21 protein-coding genes and 1 pseudogene are annotated in these 23,369 nt (G+C 70.4%); 14 read left to right on the top strand and 8 right to left on the bottom strand.

What is annotated here, in order from left to right:
• Positions 1 to 3: 3 nt before the first annotated feature.
• Complete coding sequence (locus tag NKG96_RS17860; protein WP_254538506.1) at positions 4 to 999, bottom strand: LLM class flavin-dependent oxidoreductase; 996 nt, start codon at positions 997 to 999, stop codon at positions 4 to 6.
• Positions 996 to 2,591, bottom strand: coding sequence for a class I adenylate-forming enzyme family protein (locus NKG96_RS17855; RefSeq protein ID WP_254538505.1), 1,596 nt, complete (start codon positions 2,589 to 2,591; stop codon positions 996 to 998). The genes NKG96_RS17860 and NKG96_RS17855 overlap by 4 nt, the downstream gene beginning before the upstream one ends.
• 125 nt (positions 2,592 to 2,716) lie before the next feature.
• On the opposite strand from NKG96_RS17855, the gene NKG96_RS17850 reads away from it, so the two are divergent.
• From NKG96_RS17850 to NKG96_RS17840, 3 genes are read left to right on the top strand one after another with little or no spacing between them, the layout of a single operon-like run.
• A complete protein-coding gene (locus tag NKG96_RS17850; RefSeq protein WP_254538504.1) occupies positions 2,717 to 3,868 on the top strand; it encodes an acyl-CoA dehydrogenase family protein in 1,152 nt (383 codons plus the stop codon).
• Between the two features lie 45 nt (positions 3,869 to 3,913).
• A complete protein-coding gene (locus tag NKG96_RS17845) occupies positions 3,914 to 5,146 on the top strand; it encodes an MFS transporter (RefSeq protein WP_254538503.1) in 1,233 nt (410 codons plus the stop codon).
• Positions 5,147 to 5,170: 24 nt separating this feature from the next.
• Positions 5,171 to 5,914: an SDR family NAD(P)-dependent oxidoreductase gene (locus tag NKG96_RS17840; RefSeq protein WP_254538502.1), complete on the top strand. Its 744-nt coding sequence runs from the start codon at positions 5,171 to 5,173 to the stop codon at positions 5,912 to 5,914.
• A 12-nt stretch (positions 5,915 to 5,926) separates the two neighbouring features.
• On the opposite strand, the gene NKG96_RS17835 is transcribed toward NKG96_RS17840, so the two are convergent.
• Both NKG96_RS17835 and NKG96_RS17830 read right to left on the bottom strand, forming a co-directional pair.
• On the bottom strand, positions 5,927 to 7,618 hold the full coding sequence (locus NKG96_RS17835; protein ID WP_254538500.1) for an AMP-binding protein: 1,692 nt from the start codon (positions 7,616 to 7,618) through the stop codon (positions 5,927 to 5,929).
• On the bottom strand, positions 7,615 to 8,271 hold the full coding sequence (locus NKG96_RS17830) for an enoyl-CoA hydratase/isomerase family protein (RefSeq protein WP_254538498.1): 657 nt from the start codon (positions 8,269 to 8,271) through the stop codon (positions 7,615 to 7,617). Before NKG96_RS17830 ends, NKG96_RS17835 begins: the two co-directional genes overlap by 4 nt.
• Positions 8,272 to 8,357: 86 nt before the next feature.
• On the opposite strand from NKG96_RS17830, the gene NKG96_RS17825 reads away from it, so the two are divergent.
• The 4 genes from NKG96_RS17825 to NKG96_RS17810 all read left to right on the top strand — a co-directional run bounded on the left by NKG96_RS17825 (position 8,358) and on the right by NKG96_RS17810 (position 12,465).
• Positions 8,358 to 9,134 carry an SDR family NAD(P)-dependent oxidoreductase gene (locus NKG96_RS17825; RefSeq protein WP_254538496.1) on the top strand — a complete coding sequence of 259 codons (777 nt, stop codon included), beginning with the start codon at positions 8,358 to 8,360 and terminating at the stop codon, positions 9,132 to 9,134.
• Positions 9,135 to 9,195: 61 nt separating this feature from the next.
• Complete coding sequence (locus tag NKG96_RS17820) at positions 9,196 to 10,422, top strand: CaiB/BaiF CoA transferase family protein (protein WP_254538495.1); 1,227 nt, start codon at positions 9,196 to 9,198, stop codon at positions 10,420 to 10,422.
• Positions 10,423 to 10,502: 80 nt separating this feature from the next.
• A complete protein-coding gene (locus NKG96_RS17815) occupies positions 10,503 to 11,699 on the top strand; it encodes a CaiB/BaiF CoA transferase family protein (protein WP_254538494.1) in 1,197 nt (398 codons plus the stop codon).
• 43 nt (positions 11,700 to 11,742) lie between these two features.
• On the top strand, positions 11,743 to 12,465 hold the full coding sequence (locus NKG96_RS17810) for a cyclase family protein (RefSeq protein ID WP_254538492.1): 723 nt from the start codon (positions 11,743 to 11,745) through the stop codon (positions 12,463 to 12,465).
• Here NKG96_RS17810 and NKG96_RS17805 read toward each other — a convergent pair.
• Together NKG96_RS17805 and NKG96_RS17800 are read right to left on the bottom strand one after the other, a co-directional pair.
• A complete protein-coding gene (locus NKG96_RS17805) occupies positions 12,440 to 12,877 on the bottom strand; it encodes an enoyl-CoA hydratase/isomerase family protein (RefSeq protein WP_254538491.1) in 438 nt (145 codons plus the stop codon). The two genes, NKG96_RS17810 and NKG96_RS17805, sit on opposite strands and share 26 nt — an antisense overlap.
• Complete coding sequence (locus NKG96_RS17800) at positions 12,874 to 13,728, bottom strand: 3-hydroxyacyl-CoA dehydrogenase family protein (protein ID WP_254538490.1); 855 nt, start codon at positions 13,726 to 13,728, stop codon at positions 12,874 to 12,876. The genes NKG96_RS17805 and NKG96_RS17800 overlap by 4 nt, the downstream gene beginning before the upstream one ends.
• 112 nt (positions 13,729 to 13,840) lie before the next feature.
• Between NKG96_RS17800 and NKG96_RS17795 the strand changes: the two genes are divergently transcribed.
• The 5 genes and pseudogenes from NKG96_RS17795 to NKG96_RS17775 all read left to right on the top strand — a co-directional run bounded on the left by NKG96_RS17795 (position 13,841) and on the right by NKG96_RS17775 (position 18,690).
• On the top strand, positions 13,841 to 14,740 hold the full coding sequence (locus NKG96_RS17795; RefSeq protein ID WP_254538488.1) for an SDR family NAD(P)-dependent oxidoreductase: 900 nt from the start codon (positions 13,841 to 13,843) through the stop codon (positions 14,738 to 14,740).
• A pseudogene (locus NKG96_RS21215) lies at positions 14,740 to 15,727 on the top strand (FAS1-like dehydratase domain-containing protein). Before NKG96_RS17795 ends, NKG96_RS21215 begins: the two are co-directional and overlap by 1 nt.
• A 92-nt stretch (positions 15,728 to 15,819) precedes the next feature.
• Positions 15,820 to 16,305: an Lrp/AsnC family transcriptional regulator gene (locus NKG96_RS17785; protein ID WP_254538487.1), complete on the top strand. Its 486-nt coding sequence runs from the start codon at positions 15,820 to 15,822 to the stop codon at positions 16,303 to 16,305.
• Positions 16,306 to 16,387: 82 nt separating this feature from the next.
• Positions 16,388 to 17,551, top strand: coding sequence for an acyl-CoA dehydrogenase family protein (locus NKG96_RS17780; protein ID WP_254538486.1), 1,164 nt, complete (start codon positions 16,388 to 16,390; stop codon positions 17,549 to 17,551).
• 2 nt (positions 17,552 to 17,553) lie between these two features.
• Positions 17,554 to 18,690, top strand: coding sequence for a thiolase family protein (locus NKG96_RS17775; RefSeq protein WP_254538485.1), 1,137 nt, complete (start codon positions 17,554 to 17,556; stop codon positions 18,688 to 18,690).
• A gap of 42 nt (positions 18,691 to 18,732) precedes the next feature.
• On the opposite strand, the gene NKG96_RS17770 is transcribed toward NKG96_RS17775, so the two are convergent.
• Positions 18,733 to 20,007: an MFS transporter gene (locus NKG96_RS17770; RefSeq protein ID WP_254538483.1), complete on the bottom strand. Its 1,275-nt coding sequence runs from the start codon at positions 20,005 to 20,007 to the stop codon at positions 18,733 to 18,735.
• Between the two features lie 182 nt (positions 20,008 to 20,189).
• Positions 20,190 to 20,384 carry a hypothetical protein gene (locus tag NKG96_RS17765; protein WP_254538481.1) on the bottom strand — a complete coding sequence of 65 codons (195 nt, stop codon included), beginning with the start codon at positions 20,382 to 20,384 and terminating at the stop codon, positions 20,190 to 20,192.
• 184 nt (positions 20,385 to 20,568) lie between these two features.
• On the opposite strand from NKG96_RS17765, the gene NKG96_RS17760 reads away from it, so the two are divergent.
• Both NKG96_RS17760 and NKG96_RS17755 read left to right on the top strand, forming a co-directional pair.
• Positions 20,569 to 21,360: an enoyl-CoA hydratase/isomerase family protein gene (locus NKG96_RS17760; RefSeq protein WP_254538479.1), complete on the top strand. Its 792-nt coding sequence runs from the start codon at positions 20,569 to 20,571 to the stop codon at positions 21,358 to 21,360.
• 316 nt (positions 21,361 to 21,676) lie between these two features.
• The gene (locus NKG96_RS17755) at positions 21,677 to 23,305 is read left to right on the top strand and encodes a thiamine pyrophosphate-binding protein (RefSeq protein ID WP_254538478.1); all 1,629 of its coding nucleotides are present in this window, start codon (positions 21,677 to 21,679) and stop codon (positions 23,303 to 23,305) included.
• The last annotated feature ends 64 nt before the right edge of the window (positions 23,306 to 23,369 follow it).

Raw genomic sequence — 23,369 nt, 5'->3', positions numbered from 1 at the left:
CGGTCACCCCAGTCGCCCGACGGCGTCGAGCGTCAGGTCGTACATCTCGTCGGTCGCGCCCATCGGGAACGAACAGAGCGCGGTGTCGAGGGTGCCGTCGAGTAGTTCCCGGTAGCGCTCGGGGACCGTCTCGGGGGTCCCCGCCACGCCGATGGCATCGAGGAGTTCGGGGGTGACGGCCTCGCTCGCGGCCGCGCGGTCGCCCGCCTCCCACGCCTCGGCGACGGCGGCGGCCGCCTCGGGGAAGCCGTTGTCCGCGACCACGTCGTTGTAGAACGAGGTCGACCCGACGTAGTAGGCGACGTGCTTCGCGAGGATTCGTCGGGCCTCCTCGGGGTCCTCGTGGACGCTGGTCGGGACGCTCGCGGCGCGGTGCAGGTCGTCGGCCGTGTTCGCGCGCTCCTCGGCGTCCGCGATGGCGTCGTCCAGCGCGGACAGCGGGAGCATGTGCGGGAGGATGCCGTCGGCGTAGTCGATGGTCATGGCGACGTTCGTCCGCCCGAGGGCGGCGTTCCAGACGGGAACGTGCGCGCCGTCGGCGTGATTCAGTCGGAAGCCCGCGAGCGAGAACACCTCGCCGTCGTAGTCGATTCGCTCGCCCGAGAGCGCGAGGTCCAGTATCTCGATGGTCTCGCGGATGCGGCGGAGCGGGCGCTCGAACGACGCGCCGTGGAACGACTCGACGATGGCGGGCGTACTCGTCCCGATGCCGAGGACGAACCGGCCGTCCGTCAGGTCGTGCAGTGCGAGGGCGTCGCCCGCGAGTGCGGCCGGACTGCGGGCGAAGGCGTTGGCGATGCACGTCCCCAGCGCGCAGTCGGTGCGCTCGCCCACGCGCGCGAGCAACTGGAAGGCGTTGTACCCCCAGCCCTCGCCACACCAGACGGAGTCGACGCCCGCCTCGACGGCCCGTTCGCCGAAGTCGACCAGCCAGTCGTCCGGCTTGTCGGCGTACTCCGGGAGGACGATGCCCGTCTCGGGGGACTCGAAGTCACTCATCCCGCCACCTCAGCTTTCAGTGCCGACCGTGAGATCTTCCCGCTCTCTGTCTTCGGTAGCGAGTCGCGGAAGACGTACTCGCGCGGGCGCTTGAACGCCTCCACGTCCTCGGCCGCCCGGAAGTGCTCGTCGAGGTCCGCCTCGGTCACGTCGGGGTCCGTCCGGACGCCGTCGGACTCACTTTCCTCGTCCGACGAGTCCCCACTCGCGGCACTCGTGGGAACGACGAACGCCGTTACGACCTCGCCCCACTTGCGGTGGGGGACGCCGACGACGGCGACGGACTCCACGCCCTCGTGGCGATAGAGGACGTCCTCGACCTCGGTCGGGTAGACGTTCTCGCCACCGGAGACGATCATGCTGTCCTTGCGGTCGACGAAGTAGAGGAAGCCGTCCTCGTCGCGCCGAGCGAGGTCGCCGGTCCGGTACCAGCCGTCGATGACCGCCTCCTCGGTCCGTTCGGGGTCCTTCCAGTAGCCCTCCATGCACGTCGGCGTCTTGACCAGTATCTCGCCGGTGGCCCCCTCGAGGACGCGCGCCCCGGGTCGCGGGTCGTCGGGGTCGACGAGTCTCACCTCGGCGTTCGGGACGGCCCGCCCGATGCTCCCCAGACGCTCGTCGTGGTCCTCGGGGTGGATGACGGTCCCGAAGACGATCTCGGTGGTGCCGTAGGCGTTGACGAAGTCGACGTCGGGGAAGTGCTCGCGGCACTCCCTCACTACTTCGCGGGGCATCGCCGCCCCCGAGTACTGGATCATCCGCACGTCCGAGACGTCCCGGTCGGCCACGTCGGGTTCCGAGACGAGGTCGTTGAAGTGCGTCGGGACGCCCCACATCGCGGTCACGCCCTCGGACTCGACGTAGTCGAGCGTGGTCGCCGGGTCGAAGTCTCGCTGGATGACGTTGGTCGCGCCGACGTGGAGGGCGGGCATGAAGTTCGCGAGCAGGGGACCGACGTGGTAGAGCGGCCCGAGGGCGAGGTTCGTGTCGCTCGGCCGAAGCCGATTGTACGGGAGACAGGCGAGGTCAGAGAGGACGACGTTCCGGTGGGTGTGGCGGACGCCCTTCGGCGTGCCCGTCGTCCCCGAGGTGTAGAGCAACAGCGCGGCGTCGTCCGCGGTGACGTGGATGTGCGGCGACTCGGTGGACCCGCCGGTGAGCGTCCCGTAGGGTTCCGACTCCTGGAACGAGGCGTTGCGTCCGACGAGGAGGGCCGGGAGCGTCGCCGACTCCACCTCGCGGACGGTGTCGAGGGCAGCCTCGTCGAAGACGAACGCGTCGGCCTCGGCGTGGTCGAGGACGTAGGAGAGACGACCCGCGGGGGCGCGGTAGCTGATCGGGTTGAAGAGGACGCCGAGTTCGGCGGCGGCGAACAGGAGCGTGAGCTGTTCGACCGAGTCCTTCGTCATGACCGAGAGGTGGTCGCCGGGGCTCAGGCCGGCGTCGAGCAACCCGTTCGCCACCCGGGTCACGAGGCCGTCCCACTCGGCGTAAGTGAGCGTGCGGTCGGCCGCCGGGTCGCGCAGCGCCGTCGCGTCCGGTGAACGTGCCGCTGTCTGTGCGAGAAGGTCTCGCACCGTCGGATAGACCATACGTCTGCCTTGAAGTGCGCCCACATAGTGTTACTGGGTAGCGTGCAACGTGAGGGTGTCTCCCGCGGGTATTATGATGCCACCCACCAACGTCGGGGCGAGGGCCTGACGCTCTCCGACCCGACATGATATCGCACTTCACGCTGACGGACGAGCATCGAGACCACCGGGCGGCGGTCCGGGAGTTCTGCGAGGAGGAGGTCGCCCCGCACGTCGAGGGCTACGAGGACCGCGGGGAGTTCCCCCGCGACCTCGTCGCGGCCGTGGGCGAGGCGGGCTTCCACGGCGTCCCGTTCCCGAGCGAGTACGGCGGGGCCGGCAAGGACTTCCGCTCGTTCGCCATCACCATCGAGGAACTCGCCCGGACGTGGAAACTGCTCGCGGGGGCCGTCTCCGGGGCGAACTGTCTCGTCGGCTACCCCATCCACCAGTTCGGCGACGAACGTCAGAACGAGGAGTGGCTCCGGTCGCTCGCCACCGGCGAGTGGGTGGGTGCGCTCTCGCTGACCGAACCCGAGGCGGGCAGCGACGCCGGGGGACTGGAGACCACCGCCCGACGGGAGGGAGAGGAGTTCGTCATCGACGGCCACAAGGTGTGGACGACGAACGGTGCCGTCGCGGACTTCGTCCTCGTCGCCGCCCGAACCAACGACCACGACGACTACCGCGGGGTGAGTCTCATCGGCATCCCGAACCCGCAGGAACGCGACGGGTTCGAAGTCGTCCGCGACATCCCCTGCATGGAGGGGGAGGCGGCCGTCGAGAGCGAGATTCGCTACGACGGCCTCCGCGTGCCCGCCGAGAACCTCGTCGGCGAGGAGGGGCGGGGCTTCCGGTACGTCATGGAGGGCCTCGACATCGGGCGCATCGGGACGGGCGCGCAGGGCGTCGGCGTCGCGCAGGCCGCACTGGAGGCGAGTCGCGACTTCGCGGACGAACGAGAGCAGTTCGGCCAGCCCATCCGCGAGTTCCAGGGCGTCTCGTTCAAACTCGCGGACATGGCGACTGAGGTGGAGGCCGCCCGCCTGCTGACGCTCCACGCCGCGAACGAACGCGACCGGGGCCAGCGCGTCACGCAGGAGGCCGCAATGGCGAAACTGAAGGCGACGGACGTGGCGATGGACGCCGCGACGGAGGCCGTCCAGATACACGGTTCCCGGGGCTACTCCAAGGACTACCCCGTCGAGCGCTACATGCGCGTCGCGAAGGGGATGCAGATATACGAGGGGACCAACGAGATCAACCGCCTCGTCGTCTCAAACCAGCTCTACGAGTAGCGCCGGAACGGGAAAGTTCAAGCGACGAGGGGCGAACGCTCACTCGTGTTTCGCGCCCTCCGGTCCCGACTCTGCGGACTCACCGCCGCCGCCCGCGCCGCCCGCTCCGACGGGAGGACCGGCGTCCTCCTGACGGTGGCGACGGGGTGGCTGCTCGTCCTCGGCGTCCGCCTCGTCCTTCCCGCGCTCCTCCCGCGCATCAGCCGCGAGTTCACCATCTCGCACACCGTCTCGGGGTCGCTGTTCACCCTCCTGCTCGCGGTGAGCGCGTTCATGCAGTTCCCGAGCGGTCTGGTCGCCGACCGCATCAGCGGACGGGCCGTCCTGCTGGCCGGGTTGCTCGTGGCGGGGGCGGGCGTCCTCCTGATGACCGCCGCGCCCCTGTTCGCCGTCTTCGTCCTCGGCGTGGCGCTGTTCGGCCTCGGGACGGGCCTGTTCGGCACCCCCCGCGTGACGGTGCTCTCGGCGGCCTTCCCCGACAACGAGGGGACGGCCATCGGTTTCTCCTCTGCGGCGGGCAACGTTGGGACGGCCACCCTCCCCGTCGTCGCCACCGCGCTGGCCGTGAGCGTCGGCTGGCGCGGCGGGTTCGCGTTCGTCCTCCCCCTGTTCGCGCTCACCGCAGTCGCCACGTGGCGCGTCGTCCCGGTGGGGGGCGAGCCCTCGACGGACCCGGTCGGCCGGACGCTCGGCCTCGTCGCGAGGAGCCTCTCCCGACGGAGCGTCCTCCTCGCCTCGACGCTCATGCTGGCGATGTTCTTCGTCTATCAGGGCGTCACCGCCTTCCTCCCCACCTACCTCGTCGAGGAGAAGGCGCTCTCGGAACCGCTGGCCGCCACGCTGTTCGGTCTCTTCTTCGCGGGCGGCGTCGTCTCGCAACTCGCCGTCGGGCGACTCGGCGACCGCTACGGCCCGCGGCCGGCCCTCGTCGGCGTCGTCGGGACGAGCGCGCTCCTCCTCGCGGTGGTGCCCGCCGTCTCGGGTGTTGGCGCGCTGGCCGCCCTGAGCGTCGGTCTCAGCGTCCAACTGGGCGTCTGGCCGGTCGCGTTCTCCTACACCGTCGGCGAACTCCCCGACGCCGTCCAGACCAGCGGACTGGGCCTGCTCAGGAGCGGCTACCTCGTCCTCGGGTCGCTCGGGTCGCTGTTCGTCGGCGTCCTCGCCGACGCGGGCCGGTTCGACGAGGCGTTTCTCGCGCTCTCCGGGGTGGCGCTCCTCGCCCTGCTGGTCTGCTTCCTCCTGCCCGCGCCCGCGGGACCCGCCGGGGGGAACGGTTAGGTCCCCCCGTTCGCAAGGAGGGCCATGCCCGCAGCAGTCGTCACCGGTTCCTCGCGGGGTATCGGTCGGGGCGTCGCGCTCCGGTACGCCCGCGACGGCTTCGACGTCGTCGTCAACTACCACTCGAACGAGGCGGCCGCCACCGAGGTGGTCGAGGCGATACGCGAGACCACCGACCGGGACGCCGTCGCCGTCGGCGCGGACGTGGCGGACCCGGACGCCGCGAGCGCCCTCGTCGAGGCGGCCGTCGAGCGCTTCGGCTCCCTCCACCACGTCGTTACGAACGCCGGTATCAACGAGCACGTCTACCCGGAGGACCTCACCGCCGAGGGGTTCGATCACGTGATGGGGACGAACGTAACCGGCACCTACGCCGTCTGCCGGGCGGCGCTCCCGCACCTCCGGGCCGCCGCCGCCGATGGCGCGGCACCCTCCGTCGTCACCGTCTCCTCTCGACTCGCCTTCACCGGCGCGGACTACGAACCCCACTACGCCGCCTCGAAGGCGGCCGTCGTCGCCCTCACGAAGAGCCTCGCACTGGCGTTCGCGCCCGAGGTTCGGGTGAACTGCGTCGCGCCGGGCTACGTCGAGACGGACATGACCGACGCGACCAACGACGCCGAGGACAAACGCGAGCGACGGGACGCCATCCCGGTGGGCCGCCTCGGGACCCCGGACGACGTCGCCGAGGCCGCCGCCTACCTCCGGGACGCCGGCTACGTCACCGGCGAGACAGTACAGGTCAACGGTGGGCAGTTCATGCGCTGACCGGGGACGGCCTCACCGGTAGTCGTCGGGGAGTTCCTCGTAGTACGCTACCCGGTCGACCTTCCCCACGTCTGTCCGGGGGAACGAATCGCGGAGGACGACCGACTTCGGCGTCTTGTACTCGGCGAGTTCGCCCGAGAGCGCGGCGAGCACGTTCCCCTCGTCGACCGACTTGTCGGTCGGGACGACGTGGGCTTCGAGGACCGCCCCTCGCGTCTCGTGGGGGCCGCCGACGACGATGCAGTCGCTCGCGAGGCCCGTCGATTCGACCGCCAGTTCCACCTCTCGGGGCGCGACGGTGTGTCCCGAGACCTTGATGGTGTCCTTGCGCCGCCCGAGGAAGTAGAGGTTCCCGTCGGGGTCGAGGCGGCCCACGTCGCCGGTGTGGAGGAAGCCGTCCGGTTCGAGGACCTCCTCGGTCACGTCGGGTCGCCCGAGGTAGCCCCGCATGGTCGCCGGCGTCCGCATGACGATTTCGCCCTGCTCACCCGTCTCCACCTCGCGGTTCGTCTCGAAGCCGCGTATCTCCACCTCGACGCCGTAGCACGGTCGGCCCACGAACCCCGCCTCGATGCGCCGGTCGCCGTAGGTGTGGGTGTCGGTCGTGTGCGTCTCGGTCAGACCGTAGCCCGACTCCTGGACGTAGGCACCCGTGACCGCCTCCCAGCGGTCGCTCAACTCTCGCGTGAGGGCCGTCCCGAAGCTCGAACAGTTCGTGAACCCGCGGCGCGCCGACAGCGATGTGAGGTCGAACTCCTCGCGTGCGGGGTGGTCGAGCACCTCCGCGATGGCGGGCACCGCGAGCCACGTCGAGGTCACCCGGTGGGCGTCGACGGCGGCCAGCACCGCCTCGGGCGTGTAGCGCGCGAGGAGGACGACGTGACAGCCCGCGACGGCCAGCGCGTCGCAGTAGCGCTGTTTCCCCGCGACGTGGAACAGTGGCATCGCCCCGAGGAGGGTGTCCGCCTCGTCGTACGCCCGAACGGCGGCCGTCGTCGCCGCCTTGAACAGGACGTTCCAGTGGGTGTGCTCACAGCCTTTCGGGAGGCCCGTCGTCCCGCCGGTGTACTGGAGGAGCGCGAGGTCCGAGAGGGCGGGACGGCCCCGGGGAGTGTCACTCGGCGCGCCGTCGAGGACGGCCGAGAGCGTCTCGACCCCCTCCGGCACCGCCGAATCGAGGAGCGGCGGTCCGGGGACGGGCGAGTCCTCGCCGCCGGCGAGGGACGCGTAGTCCACCGCGAGTAGGTCCTCGACGCCCGCCTCGTCCGCCGCCTCTCGCGCCACGTCGAAGCGGTCGGTCCCCGCGACGAGGAGCGAGGCGTCCGCGTCGTCCAGTTGTCGAGCGAGCGCCCGCCGCTCGAACTGCGGGTTGACCGGCGTGACGGCGAGGCCCGCACGGTGCGCCCCGTGGTACGCGATGAGGAACGCCGGGGAGTTCTGGAGGAAGAGCGCGCAGGTCCCCTCCCCGTGGACCCGGTCGTGGCAGGCGGCGGCGAACGAATCCACGAGGGAGTCGAACGCCCCCCACGAGAGCGTCCGGCCGTAGGACGTGACGGCGGGGTCGTCCGGTCGCTCCCTCGCGTGCGCGCGGACGTACTCGTTGACGGGCCGCCGTCCCTCGGGGAACGGGAGCGTGCGGGGCAGGTCGTCGGGCCACGACTCGCGCGTGACGGTGTACGCCCGGTCGTCGTCCGGGACGCTCATCGGCCGATGCGCTCCAGTACGCCCGCCACGGCCGACGGGTCGTGCTCCGCGATGCGTTCGAGACGGGCGCGGGCCGTCGCCTCCACCTCCTCGGGGGCGACGACGGCGTTGACGAGGCCGACGCTCGCCGCTCGATCAGGGTCGATGGGGTCGCCGGTGAGGAGGAACTCCACCGCCACCCGCCGCCCGACGAGTTCCGGGAGGCGGGTGGTGCCGTAGTCCGAGACGATGCCGTAGGATATCTCGGGGACCGCGAGGCGCGTCTCCTCGGCGACGAACAGGAGGTCGCTCGCCGTCGCGAACAGGAAGCCCATCCCGACCAGCGCGCCGCGGGCCGCAACGGCGACGGGCGCGGGGTACGTCTCGACGAGTTCGTACACGCGCTGGACCGTCGCATCGAGGTCCGCGTGTTCGCCGGCGTAGTCGCCCGAGACGATGGCCCGGTCCATCCCGGCGCAGGTCGCCCGCCCCTCGCCGACGACGAGGACCGGGCGCGCCGCCCCGTCGTCGTGCAGTCCCTCGAAGACGTCGGCGAGGCCCTCGACCATCTCCGCGTCGAGGGCGTTGAGCTTCTCGGGTCGGTCCAGCGTGAGCGTCACGACGCCGTCGTCTTCGTCGAGGCGGAGGCCCGCCGGTGTGGGGGGTAGTGGCATACGTTCGCGCGTGGGTGGGGGCCGACTTATCGCTGTGGGTGGTCGGGCCCCGGTGGAGTTAAGCGGGCCTTCCCCGATGCGGTGGTATGCTCGAAGGACTGACGGCGTTCGTCACGGGCGCGAGCGGCGGCATCGGGAGGGAAATCGCGGTGGTACTCGTGGACCACGGCGCGAACGTGACGCTGGCGGCGCGGAGCGAGGAGGGCCTGCGCGAGACGGCGGCGCGCATCGACGACGAGGATCGGACGCTCGTCGTCACCTGCGACGTGAGCGATGAGCCCTCCGTGGAGGACGCCATCGACGCCTGTGTGGGGGAGTTCGACGGACTCGATATCCTCGTCAACAACGCGGGCATCGGCGGGCCGACCAAGCCCGTCGAGGAGGTGTCCGTCGAGGAGTGGCAGGGGACGCAGGACGTGAACGTCCTCGGGACGTTCCTCACCGTGAAACACGCGGTCTCCCACCTCCGGGCGAGCGACCGGGCGAGCGTCGTCAACATCGGCTCCATCGCGGGGAAGGACCCCTACCCGACGCGAACGCCCTACTCGGCGTCGAAGATGGCCGTCATCGGCTTTGGGCGGAGCCTCGCCCACGAACTCGGCCCCGACGGCGTCACCGTCAACACGGTCTGTCCCGGCGCGGTGGAGGGCGACCGTATCGAGCGCATGATATCGAATCAGGCGGAGGTCCGGGACATCTCCTACGAGGAGGCGATGGCAAAGCGAGTGACCGACCGGCTCCCCCTCGACAGCATCGTCGACCCCGCCGACGTCGGCGAACTGGTCGCCTACCTCGCCAGCGAGCACGCCCGAAACCTGACCGGACAGGACATCAACGTCGACTCGGGCGCCATCGTGGACTGAGACGGGACCCCCACCCCCCCGTCACCCACACCTTGATACCTCCCCCCACGCAGGGTGGGGTATGCCACTCTCAGACGTGCGCGTCGTGGACTGCGGACAGGCAATCGCCGGCCCCATCTGCGCGACGTTTCTCGCTGACCTGGGTGCCGACGTGGTGAAAATCGAGCGCCCGGGCGGCGACGTGTTTCGCACCGACCGCCGCGAACTCGACGGGAAGCCGTTCAACCCCGCCTTCGAGCAGTTCAACCGCAACAAGCGCTCGCTCTGTCTGGACGTGAAGACCGAGGCGGGCCGCGAGGCCATCTACGACCTCGTCGAACGCGCGGACGTGTTCGTCCAGAACTGGCCGCCGGGCGTCGCGGAGCGACTCGGTGTGGACTACGATACCCTCCGTGACCTGAACGAGGACCTCGTCTACGTCCACGTGACGGGCTACGGCGAGACGGGCCCCCTCGCGCGGAAACCCGCGATGGACACCATCGTCCAGCACGTCTCCGGGCTGTCGAGCATCATGGGCTACGAGGGGCAACCGCCCATCCGCTCGCAGTCCTCGCTCGCGGACTACTACGCCGGCTGTCACGCGACCATCAGCGCACTCGCCGCGCTCCGCCACCGGGACGCCGGCGGCGGCGGGCAGAAGGTAGATGTCTCGCTGCTGGAGTCGCTCATGCACAACATGGACGGGGCCTTCGAGTACTACAACAACCTCGGGGAAGTTCCCACAAGAGCGGGCCGCAACGCCTTCTTCAACCCGGACATGCTGTACGGGGCCGCCGAGGCCGAAGACGGGTGGGTCTGCGTCGCGCTCCTGCTGTACTCCGAGACGATGTGGAACGGCTACTGCGACCTCCTGGAGCGCGAGGACCTGCGGGAGGACCCCCGCTACCAGACGGACTCGGGCCGCCTCGCGGACGCCAAGCGCCTCACCACCATCTTCGAGGAGTGGCTCCGCCAGCAGCGGGCGGACGAGGCGGTCGACGCTCTGAACGACGCGGGCATCCCCGCCGCGCACCACTACACCGTCGACGAGACGGCGGCGCTGGACCACGTCGAGGCCCGCGAGGTGTTCCGGGACGTCGACCACCCCCGCCTCGGACGGGTCACCCTCACGGACACGCCCCTGTCGCTCTCGGAGACCGAACCCGGCATCCGGCGACACGCGCCGGTCCTCGGCGAGCACAACGCCGAGGTCCTCGAAGAGCTGGGCTACTCGCCCGAGGAGGTGGCGGCGCTGGCCGACGAGGGGGTCCTCGACGCCCGCCCGGACTGGGACCCGGCCGACACCTGACCCCGACGGTTCCGTCGATACCTGCCGCCCGGGCGACACGCGTCGGTACTGTTTTGTAGCGAAGCCCGCTCGGTGGGAGTATGCAACCGTACGAGGGAATCGACGTCCTCGACCTCACGCAGTCCATCGCCGGGCCCATCTCGACGCAGTTCCTCGGGACGCTCGGTGCGAACGTGGTGAAGGTAGAGCCGCCGGGCGGCGACGCGTTCCGGGGCCTGCTCGACGGCGCGATGTTCGCCTCCGTCAACCTCGGGGGCAAGCGCAGCGTCTCGCTCGACCTGAAGACCGAGGAGGGGCAGGCCGCCGCACAGAGCCTCGCCGAACGCGCCGACGTCGTCGTCGAGAGCTTCCGCCCCGGCGTCGTCGAGCGCTTCGGCCTCGACTACGAGTCCGTCGCCGAGGTCAACGAGGACGTGGTCTACCTCTCGCTGACGGGGTTCGGACAGGACGGTCCCCGGACGGACTGGCCCGCCTACGACCCCGTCGTGCAGGCCATGAGCGGCCTGATGTCCACCATCGGGTACCAGGACCGCCCGCCCGTCCGCATCGGCGCGAGCGTCATCGACTACGGGACGGGGACGACGGCGGCGTTCCTCCTCGCCTCGGCGCTGATGGAGCGCGAACGCTCGGGCGAGGGCACCCACATCGACGTGAGCCTCTTCGAGGTGGCCGTCTCGTGGATGGGCTACTGGATCGCCCACTACACCGGCACCGGCGAGGTGCCCGAGCGCTCCGGGCAGGGCTTCGCCGGCCTCGCGCCCAACGAGGTGTTCCACGCCGCCGGGGACGAGCCGTTCTACCTCAGCGTCGTCAACGACCGCCTCTACGAGCGACTCTGTCGGGGGCTGGACCGCGAGGACCTCCTGACCGACGAGCGCTTCGCGGAGAACGCCGACCGCTGGGAGCACCGCGAGGCCCTCCGAGCCGAACTCGACGCCGAGTTCCGCCGGCACGACCGCGAGGACCTGACCGCGTTGCTCGCCGAGGCGGGCGTCCCGACCGGCCCCCTCCAGACCGTCGACGAGGTGGCCGAGGACCCGCAGGTGCAGGCCCGCGAACTGCTCACCGACTCGTACAACCTCTGGAACGACGTCGACGTGCAGACCGCCGGCGCGCCCTACCAGGCGTCGGGCGAGCGGCCCGAACTCGGTGAGCGGCCGCCCGCCCGCGGCGAACACACCCGCGAGGTGCTGGAGGAACTGGGCTACTCCGAGGAGGACGTCGCGCGCCTCGTGAAGGAGGACGTCGCCCACCCCTCGGAGCACGACCCGCGGTAGCACGGCACGGTACACTTATCGCGCCCCGTTCGCAGAGTGGGACATGACCGAACTGGTCGACCTGACGGCGCACATCGAGGAGGGGATGCCGAACCATCCGGCCCACGGGCGGAGTCCGCTCTTTCTCACGGGGACGCGGCGGAACCACGAGGACAGCGAGGCCACGTGGCGCGGGCGGGGCGTCGAGGACATGTCGTTCAAGAACGGCTTCGTCTACATCGCCGAGCACAACGGCACGCACCTCGACGCGCCCGTCCACGTCCACCCCGAGGGGGCGTCCATCGACGAGGTTCCCTTAGAGGAGTGCCACGGTCCGGGCGTGTGGCTGGACATCTCGGACGCCGGCCCGAAGGGACTCGTCGGCCCGGACGAACTGGAATCCGCGGCCGAGGAGGCGGGCGTCGAGGTGCGGGCGGGTGACGCCGTCCTCCTGCACACCGGGTGGGACCGCTACGTCCCCGACGACCCCGAGACCTACCTCGGCGAGCACCCCGGTCTCTCGGCTGCCGGCGCGGAGTGGCTTCACGACCGGGACGTCTCGCTGGTCGGCATCGACTGCGGGAACATGGACGTGGCGAGCGACCCCGCGCTGCCGGCCCACCGCGTCTTCCTCCGGCGTGACGTCCCCGAGAAGCACACGCTGGTCGTCGAGAACCTGCGGAACGTCGACTCGATTCCTGCACACCGGTTCACGTTCAGCGCGGTGCCGTTACCCCTCGCGGGGGCGACGGCGAGTCCGGTCAGGGCGTTCGCCGTCGTGGAGTAGCGAGACTCGGAGCGAGCCCTGCGAGCGAGAGTCTCGGATTGGCGAACGGGGAATGGGGCGGGACGACTCCGCCGTCCCGCCGGAAACCGGCGACGGAGTCGCCGGTGACGCAGTGACCCGTGAGCCGCGCGGTTCTGAGGGCGCGAGGTTCGGAACCGAGCGAGAACTTCGGCGTGAAGCGCCCGAGAACCGCGAGCGTGCTCTCGCCCGCGCCCGTGAGGACGACGGCGCGGACCTCGCTCTCCAGGACCCACCCGAGGGCCGCCCGAAGGTCGCCTTTCACCGCCTCGGTGAGCGAGTTGCGCTTCTCGGGGCGGTCGATGGTGACGGTCGCCACCCGGTCGGCGGGCGTGTCGAGTTCGACCCGCGCCGTATCGAGCGTCTTCGGGTCGGCGGCGGGGTAGCGCGTCATTCGTCGCTCCAGTCGTAGAACCCCTGCCCCGTCTTCTGTCCGAGGTCGCCGGCGCGGACCATCTTCCGGACGATCTGGGGCGGGTGGAACACGTCCCGGCCGAGTTCGTCGGCTAGCGCCTGTCCGATCTCGAGGCGGACGTCCCAGCCGTTGTAGTCGCCGAGTTTCAGCGGTCCCATCGGGTGGTTGTATCCCAGTTCCATCCCGCGGTCGATGTCCTCGGCTGAGGCGACGCCCTCCTGGACCATCCGGGCGGCCTCCATCCCGAGGGCGACGCCGAGTCGCGAGGTGGCGAAGCCGGGGAAGTCGTCGACGAGGATGGACTCCCGCCCCACGTCCTCGGCGAACACCTCCGCGCGGTCGACCGTCGCCTCGCTCGTGTGGTGGCCGGTGACGAGTTCGAGGAGTTTCATCTTCACCGGCGGGTTGAAGAAGTGCATCCCGATGACCCGTTCGGGGTGCTCGGCCGCGCTCGCTATTTCGGTGATGGGGAGCGAGGAGGTGTTCGTCCCGAGGACGACGTCCGGGTCCGTCGCGGCGTCCAGTTCCTCGAACACCGACTTCTTGAGGTCCATCCGCTCGGGGACGGCCTCGATTATCAGCGTCGACTCGGCGGTGAGTTTCCCGAGGTCCGTCGTCCCGGTGACCCGCGCGAACGTCCCGGCGGCGTCCTCGACGTGGCCGCCCGCTTCCGCCTCCCGAAGGTCGGACTCGATGCGGTCCAGCCCCCGCTGGAGTTGGTCCTCGTCCACGTCGCGCAGGGAGACGTCGAAGCCGTACTGCGCGGCGAGCTGTGCGATGTTACTACCCATGGTGCCGGCGCCGACGACACCGATGGCTCGTTCTACCATACCACACGCGAGCGGAGTGCCGACAAAAGCGTTTCCCGGCGGGCGACCGCTGTCGATTCCGCGACCGGACGGCACGTGGGTTTATGCCACCTGCCCCGGAGACACGGGTAGCATGCTCTCGGGAAAGGTCTGCGTCGTCACCGGCGCGGGACACGGACTGGGCGAAGCGGCGGCTATCGAACTCGGCCGACTGGGCGCGACGGTCGTGGTCAACGACCTCGGGTCGGACGTCTCCGGTGAGGGGGCCGACGAGACGCCCGCCGAGTCGACCGCCGAGGCGGTCCGCGAGGCCGGCGGCGAGGCGATGGCGCACTTCGGCGACGTGAGTTCGCTCGACTACACGCGGGAACTCGTCGCCGACACCGTCGACGAGCACGGCCGACTCGACGGCGTGGCGAACTTCGCGGGCGTCCTCCGGGACGCCCTCTCGTACAAGATGAGCGAGGAGGAGTGGGACACCGTCGTGCAGGTCCACCTGCGCGGGCACTTCGCGCTCCTGCGGGCCGCGGCGGCCCACTGGCGGGAGGCGGTCCGCGAGACGGGCGACGATAGCCTCGACGCCCAGCGCTCCTTCCTCGCGGTGTCGAGTCGGTCGGCGCTCGGCAACGTCGGGCAGATGAACTACGCGGCGGCGAAGGCGGGCGTCCTCGGTCTCACGCGGACGGCCGCGCGCGAACTCCACCGTCACGACGTGCGCGTCAACGCCCTCATGCCGACGGCGTACACGCGGATGATCGCCGACATCCCCGAGGAGAAGCAGGCGTTCACCGCCGAGGAACTGCCCCCCGAGAAGGTCGCGCCGATGGTCGCCTACCTGATGAGCGACGCCGCGGAGGACGTCACCGGGTGTACGGTCCGGGCGGCGGGCGACGAAATCGGCCTCGTCACCGACCCCGAGACGGTTTGCGTCGGCGTCAGTTCCGGGGGGTGGACGGCCGAAGCCATCGCCGAGCAGTTCCGCGAGGCGGTCTGTGCCGGCGAGGACCTCACGAAGACCGGGAGGGCGTTCTGATGCCGACGCGTCCCCTCTCGGAACTGGAGGCGATGGTCGGCGAGACTCGGACGACGACGGAGGGTCTGCTGGTCGAGGCGGGCAAGGTCGAGGAGTTCGCCCGCTCGCTGCACGACGACAACCCCGTGTTCCGCGACGAGGAAGTGGCGGAGAACCGGGGGTACGAGGCGGTCCCCGCCCCGCTGACGTTCACCCGGACCGTCCTCTTCCCCCGCTACCGACCCGACGGGGTCGACACCTACCGGGGATTCGAACTGGGCTTCGAGCGCGAGTACTCGCTGCACGGCGAACAGGGCTACGAGTTCGAGCGACCGCTGCTCGTCGGCGACGAACTCTCCGGGGAGACGACGCTCACCGACGTGTTCGAACGCGACGGCCGACGCGGCGGGACGATGACGTTCGCCGTCTTCGAGACCGAGTACACCGACACCGACGGCGAACTGGTGCTCACGGAACGCTCGACGGTCATCGAGACGGCGGGGGCGGTCGACGACGGCGGGGACGCCGCGGGGGAGGGAGGTGCCGCCGATGCGTGAACAGGATGCAGTCGCGCGCGAGGGGCCGCTCTTCGCCGGCGACGTGAGCGCCGGGGACACCGGTCCCGAGGTGGTCGTCGAGGACCTCACCCGGCAGGACTTCGTGCGCTACGCGGGGGCCAGCGGCGACTTCAACCCCATCCACTACGACGAACCGTTCGCGACGGGCGCGGGCAACCCCTCCGTGTTCGGACAGGGGATGCTCACCGCGGGGTTCGCGGCCACGCAGGTCACCGACTGGTTCGGCCTCGACCGAATCGAGGCGTTCAGCACCCGGTTCCAGTCGCGGGTGTTCCCCGGCGACACCGTCCGTGCGACGGGCGAGGTCGTCGGAATCGAGGAGGCCGACGACGGGAGCCACGTCGTCGAAGTCGACCTCGTCGTCACCGTCGCCGACGGCGAGGCAGTGGTCACGGGGTCCGCGAGGGCCCGCCTCCCGCCGCGGGAGTAGCGGGGTGGGGGCGACTCGCCGACCGTCGCCCGTCCGTGGACTGACGTAGAGTGACCGACAGCGGTTTGCCCCTGCGCGCGAGCGTCCCTCGTATGGCCAACCGGAAGATCGACGACCTCGACGAACTCGACCGCCTCATCCTGAAGGTGCTGGCGTCGGACCCGAGAGCGCCGTACTCGGACATCGCCGAGCGAGTGGCCGAAGAGGGCTACGAGATGTCGAGCGAGGGCGTCCGCTACCGGGTCTCGAAGCTCTTCGAGCAGACGTCCATCTTCTTCCTCCTCGCGCCCAGCGAGCACAACTGGGAGATCGTCAGACTGGCCATCTCCGTGAGCGACGACCCCGACGCGAAGTCCGAGGCGCTCGCGGCAGTCTCCGAGATGCCCTTCTGGCTGGTCTGTCGCGGCGTCGGCTCCTACGACATCTACGCGGTGGCGACGGCCGCCTCGAACAGCGAGGTCGACCGCCTCGTCCGCGAGGTGGAGGAACTCCCCGCCGTCGAGTCGGTCGACTACTCCATCGAGACGGAGCGCTACACGAACGTCGACAACTACCTCTCGCCCGACCAGCTCTCCTGACTCCTCGATTACTTTCCATCGTCAAGTCACGAGACGATGCCAGTTTCCACAGGTTCATAACCGCCCGGTCGTTCCTTCCGGTATGCTCGACTACGTGGGGTTGGAAGCGGACCTCGGCGCGGAGGAGCGGATGATTCGGGACACGGCGCGGGAGTTCGTGGAGGACAACGTGCGCCCGGACATCGGCCAGCACTGGATCGACGGCACCTTCCCGAACGAGCTCATCGAGGAGATGGGCGAACTGGGTTTTTACGCGCCGAATCTGGAGGGGTACGGCTCGCCGAACGTCTCGGAGACGGCGTACGGCCTGCTGATGCAGGAACTCGAAGCCTGCGATTCGGGCCTGCGCTCGATGGCCTCCGTGCAGGGGGCGCTGGTGATGTACCCCATCCACGCCTTCGGGAGCGAGGCACAGAAAGCGCGGTGGCTCCCCGACATGGGCGAGGGCAAGGCGGTGGGTTGTTTCGGGCTGACCGAACCCCAGCACGGGTCGGACCCGACGAGCATGGAGACGTACGCGGTGGAAGAAGACGAGGGCTACACGCTGAACGGGGCGAAGACGTGGATCACCAACTCACCTATCGCCGACGTGGCCATCGTCTGGGCGCGCGACCGGTCGGCCGCCGAGACGCCCGTTCGCGGCTTTCTGGTGGAGACGGACCGCGACGGCGTCTCGACGAACAAAATCGACGAGAAGTTGTCACTCAGAGCCTCCATCACGGGCGAGATCGGCCTGAACGACGTGTACGTCCCCGAGGAGAACGTCCTGCCGGGCGTCGAGGGCATGAAGGGGCCGCTCTCCTGTCTCACGCAGGCGCGCTACGGTATCGCGTGGGGGGCAATCGGTGCGGCCCGGGACTGCTTCGAGACGGCGAGACAGTACGCGACCGACCGCGAGCAGTTCGGCGGGCCAATCGCGCGTTTCCAGCTTCAACAACAGAAACTGGCGGAGATGGCCACGCAGATTACGACGAGTCAGTTGCTCGCTCACAGGTTAGCAGAGTTGAAAGAGCGCGGCGAGCTGCGTCCCCAGCACGTTTCGATGGCGAAACGCCACAACGTGCGGATGGCTCGTGACCAGTCCAGAATCGCCCGGGAGATGCTGGGCGGCAACGGCATCACGGCGGACTACTCGCCGATGCGCCACATGGCCAATCTCGAGACGGTGTACACCTACGAGGGGACCCACGACATCCACACGCTCATCCTCGGCGCCGACCTCACCGGCATCCAGGCATTCGAGTGACCATGACGCGCGACACCACCCCCGTCATCGTCAGCGCGCGTCGGACCCCGCAGGGGAAGTACGGCGGCGTCTTCGCGGACGTCCGCAGCGAGGACCTCGCGGTCCCCGTGATAGACGAGATTCTCGACGAGACGGGCCTCGCGGGCGACGACGTCGACGACCTGATGCTCGGCTGTGCCCGGCAGGTCAAAGAACAGGGCAACAACCTCGCGCGCATCGTCACGCTCCTCTCGGACCTCGGCGAGTCGGTGCCGGGGACGACGTTCGACCGCCTCTGTGCCTCCTCGGCGCAGACGCTCATGAGCGCCTCCGACGCCATCCGTGCCGGTCAGCGCGAGTGCGTCCTCGCGGGCGGCGTCGAGAGCATGTCACGCGTCCAGCGCGACCACGGCGTCGACGTCTACCCCGGCATGGTCGAGCGCTACGACACCGACGAACTCGCGATGGGACAGACCGCCGAGAAGGTCGCACGCGAGTACGGCGTCACTCGGGAGGCACAGGACGAGTACGCCGCCCGCAGTCAGCAGCGTGCCGTCCGCGCCAGCGAGGAGGGCCGTTTCGAGGACGAAATCGTCCCCGTCGAGACCGACGGGGGGACGGTCACCACGGACGAGGGCCTGCGTCCCGGCACCACCGCGGAGGTCCTCGGGAACCTCTCGCCGGCGTTCGAGGAGGATGGCACCGTCACCGCGGGCAACGCCTCGCAGGTGACCGACGGGGCGGCCGCCGCCCTCGTCACCTCGCGGGCGTTCGCCGAGGAGCGCGGACTGGACGTGCTCACGGAAGTGGGGAACAACGCCGTCGCGGGCGTCGACCCCACCGTCATGGGTATCGCCCCCGTCCCCGCCGTCCGCCAACTCATGGAGCGCTCGGGCACCGACATCGAGGACTACGACCTCGTGGAACTGAACGAGGCGTTCGCCTCCCAGACGCTCTACTGCCAGCGCGAACTGGGCATCCCCGACGAGAAGTTCAACGTCAACGGCGGCGCAATCGCCATCGGCCACCCGCTGGGCGCCTCGGGCGTCCGCCTGCCGGTGACGCTCGTCCACGAGATGATTCGCCGCGACGTCGAGACGGGTCTCTCGACGCAGTGCGTCGGCTACGGGCAGGGCGGCGCAATCGAGTTCAGCCGGTAGGTCGGCCGTCCTCCCGGTCTCTCCATCGCCGAGGGAGAGCGGTCAGTCCTCGCTCACCGCCACGCCGCGCACGGCGTACTCCACCGGCGGGGAGACGTGCGCGACGACGAGGACGAGGACGCCGACGCCCGCACAGAGGACGCCGACGCCCGCGACGGTCCAGCGCACCGCGACGACGAACCCCAGCGAGTCCTGCGTGAGACCGACCGTCAGGCCCATCGCGAGGGGGGCGACGGTCGCCGCCGCCCGCCCGAGCGACGCGCCCGCGCTCACGACGCCGCCGCGGAGTGCGGTCGGGGCGAGGCCGGTGATGACGCTCCGGTAGAGCGACAGCGAGAGGCCGAACCCGAGGCCGACGACGCCCCCCGCCGCGAGCACCACCGGGAGCGTCGGCGCGAGTCCGAGGAGCGCGAGGCCGCCGCCGAGTGCCAGCGCGCCGCCCATCAGCGGGTAGAGCCGCGAGTCGAAGCGTTCGGTGACCCGCCCGGCCTGCGTCGCCGCGACGGTGTGGGCGACGCTCGTGACGGCGACGAGGAGGCCCGCCTGTTCCGGCGTGCCGCCCACCGCCCGCACGACGATGAACGAGTTGTACGTGAGGAAGGCGATGTACGCGAAGTTGGGGACGCTCCGCCCGACGAGGACGGCCGCGACCCGGGGCTGGCGGAGGAGCGAGAGCAACTCCCCGACGGACCCGCCCGCGTTCTCGCCGCCCTCGCCGTCGGTCTCTTCCCGCGACGGTTCCTCGAAGAACAGGTAGAGCAGGACGGCGACGGGGAACGGGACGAGGTAGAGGGCGAACGGGACGTACCACGCGACGGCGACCAGCAGACCGCCGAGGAGGGGGAGGGTCATCAGCGTCAGGCCGGAGGCGGCAAAGCGCAGTCCCTGCGCGGTGGCCTCCGCGCCGCCGTCGTAGAGGTCGCCGATGCTGGCGACGATGACGGGCGTGAGGCCGCCGAAGCCCACCCCCTGGACGAACCGGAGGGCGAGGACGGCCCCGAAGTCGGTGGTGAACGCCAGTCCCGCTCCGCCCGCCCCGAACAGGAGCAGGCCGGCGAGCATCACCGCCTTCCGGCCGTAACGGTCCGCCAGCAGGCCGATGAGGGGGATGAGGAAGATGCTCGGCGCGGTGAACGCCGTCACCATCAGGCCGATTTCGGCCTCGCTCACCCCGTAGGTGCCCGTCAGCGTGTCGAGGAGGGGGGAGACGAGCGCCGTCCCGAGCGGCGGGCTGACGTTCACGAGCAGGAGGAGTTGGAACTCCCGGTCGCGGAGGACGGCGGCGTCGGCGCCGAACAGCGTGCCGAGCGAGACCACGGCGGGGCTACACCACCCCGCCCGTGGCTCGCGGGCGGCGGGGCCGTCGCGCGCTGTTCGGACCCGGATTCCGGGTCGGTCGCATCTGTCCCTACCTCCCGACGGACGAGTGATAACTGGACCGGTCGCTTCCCGGTCGGGGTCGACGAGCGGGCGGGACGGGGGTCACTCCGGCCGCCGGCTCACTCCCACTTGCTGGGGTCGACGCACGCGCGCAGTTCCTCGACGAGCATCTCGGCCTCGAAGCTCATCTGCTGGCGGTCGTCCTCGGTGAGTGCACCGTCGGCCGCCACCTGCTCGATGATGGTGAGCAGTTCCTGTTCGGCCGCCGCGAGGGCGTCGAGTTTCGTCCGGTCTACCTGTGGGCTTTCGTCCATACACTCCCCTGCAGGGACGTGAGGGTGTCACTTCCCCATACAGGCGTGGCCTCCTCGTTCCCGAGGAGGCTATACTGATATCTGGGGTGAGGCTGACCGTACGGGTCGCCGAACCGTCGCGTCGGACGGCCGGGTGTATCGGACTCTCCCGTACACTCATTGCGGTCCGCCCGTAGGTCCGCCCATGAGCGAGCGCGTCACGTTCACCCGCGAGTCGGACCGTCCCCACGTCGGCCACCTCCGCATCGACGCCGACGACCACAACCTGCTCACCCCGGCGCTCGTCGGCGACATCCGCGAGGCGGTGGCGTCGGTCCCCGACGACTGCTCGGTCCTCACGGTCGTCGGCCGCCCGGGTCCCGACGGGGCGGTGTCGGGGCTGACCGCCGGCCTCCACCTCGGTGAGGCGAGTGACCTCTCGTCGAGCGAAGCCCGCCACCTCATCGGCGACCTGCGCGACGCGATTCGGGCGGTCCGCGACCTCGACGCGGTGACGGTCTGCTCCTGTGGGGGCTACGCGCTCGGCGCTGGCCTCGAACTCGCGATGGCGTGTGACTTCCGGGTGGCGACGACAGACGCCGTCCTCGGCCTCCCGGAGGTGGAGGTGGGACTTGTCACGGGCATTCAGGGCGGCCTCCTGATTCGCCTCGTCGGCCTGCAGGCCGCGAAGGAACTGGTGTTTCTCGGCGACCCGGTGTCGGGCGAACGCGCCGAGTCGATGGGGCTGGTCAACCGCGCCGTCTCCCCCGACGAGTACGACGACGCCGTGGCGGGCATCGTCGACGGACTGGCCGAGAAGAGCCCCCTCGTCCTCCGCTGGCAGTCCGAGGTGTTCCGGGCGTGGCGCTGTCGGGGCGTCGAGGCGGGCGTCGACCACTCTCGTGAGACCATCGCCGCCTGCTTCGACACCCACGACCAGCGCGAGGGGATGACCGCGTTCCTCGAGGGTCGCGCCCCGGCGTTCGAGGGGCGCTGACCCCCACCTCTCGGCTCGACTGCATCGTCCGTTGACAGCGGTCTGGGCGGCGTTCGCGCACGAGTGCGCGGTGGCTATCGGCCTCGGGAGTGTACCCCGACCGACAACGTGTACTCGATTCGAACGTGCGTGTTCTGCGACTGGCAGTCGGTGAGTGGAACGGACGAAGACGCCTTCGAGCACCTGGAGACCCACGACCTGGGACGGCTCTGGCGACTCGGACGCGCGGAGTAGGTACGAACGCTTATTAGGGGTATCCGGAAACGTACCCGTGTGATGGATACACACAGGACGGGCGGTCGTCGAGGGGAGGGCCGTGCGCGTCGGTGAGGCGGTCGTGGCGGCGCTAGCCGACGAGGGCATCGACGCCGTCTTCGGCATCCCCGGCAAGCAGACGCTCCCGCTGAACCAGGCGATGGCCGACCACGGCATTCGGTACGTCGTCGCGCGCCACGAGACGGCCGTCTCCCACCAGGCGTGGGGGTACGCCGAGACGACGGGCCGGCCGGCCGCGACGGTCGTCATCCCCGGCCCCGGGGACATGAACGCGATGAACGGCCTGAAGAACGCGCTCAACGACTGCACCCCGCTGGTCCACGTCGCCGTCGAGACGGACCCGGACGTTCGGGGCGGCGACGGCATCCACGAGACGCCGCCCGAGACGTACGACACGGTGGTCAAGGCCAACTACACCGTCGAGACGCCACAGGGGGCGGCGGCGACGGTCCGCCGGGCCGTCGAGGAGGCGACGACCCACCCGAAGGGGCCGGTCAGGGTGGGAATCCCGAAGGGGTTCCTCCCGAGGACGGTCACGCACGCCTCCTCGGGGGAGCGGACCCCGTCGGACCCCGCGGAACCGTCGGAGTCGGCGGTCGAGGCCGCGACCGACCTTCTCGCCGGCGGCGACGCTCCGGTCGTCCTCGCGGGCGGGGGCGTGCGCGCGAGTGACGCCGCGGACGACCTCCGGGCGTTCGCCGAACACGTCGACGCGCCGGTGGCGACGACCTACAAGGGGAAGGGCGTCCTCCCGGAGGACCACCCGCTCTCGGCGGGCGTGCTCTGTGGCGGGACCAGCCCCGACCTCGCGGCCCTCCTCGAGGGTGCCTCGCCGCTGGTCGCGGTGGGGACGGACTTCGACGCGGTCGCCACCGGGAAGTGGCGCTACGACCTGCCCGACGATCTGATCCACGTCACGTACCACGCCGACGACGTGGGGACGGGCTACGACCCGGCGGTCGCCGTCGTCGCCGACGCGGGAGCGACCCTGCGGGCGCTAACCGCGGCGGCCCCCGCGCGGGACGCCGACGGTTCGGACCGCGCGGGCGCGGTCCGCGAGGCGGACGCCGCCCGTCTCGACGAACTCGTCGGGGGTGACGGGCCGCTCACGTCCGTCGCGGCGCTCCGGGCGGTCCGCGAGGCGCTCCCCCGCGAGGCGGTCGTCGCGGTGGACGCCGGCGGCTTTCGCATCTGGACGCTCGTCTCGTTCCCGGCGTACGACGAACGGGGGTACGTCAACCCCGGGTCGTGGGCGACGATGGGGACCGGTCTCCCGTCGGCCGTCGGCGCGAAGGTGGCCGACCCGGACCGCGAGGTGGTGGCGCTCACCGGCGACGGCGGTCTCATGATGTGTGTTCACGAACTGCACACGCTCGCGGCGGAGGACATCGACGTGACGGTGGTGGTGTTCACGAACCACGACTACGCCATCATCAGCGAGGAGGCCTCGCGGAGCTACGGCCTCGACGACGGGGCATACGGGTGGGACGAGGCGTCCATCGACTTCGTCGCGCTCGCCCGGTCGATGGGACTCGACGCCGTCCGGGCCACCGACGCGGCGGGCATCGAGTCGGCGCTGGCAGACGCCCGCGCGAGCGACGCCCCGACGCTCGTGGAGGTCCCCACCGACCCCACCGAACCGCAAGCTAGCGAGTGGATGAGCAACTAAAACCAAACGACAGCGGCTGAATTTGCCAGCCGGGGACAGAAACACTTATCGCCGGCTAGCCACG

This window comes from Halomarina litorea, assembly GCF_024227715.1.
In the GTDB taxonomy this organism is placed as follows: Archaea; Halobacteriota; Halobacteria; order Halobacteriales; family Haloarculaceae; genus Halomarina; species Halomarina litorea.
This window is presented reverse-complemented; position numbering and strand designations above follow the sequence as displayed.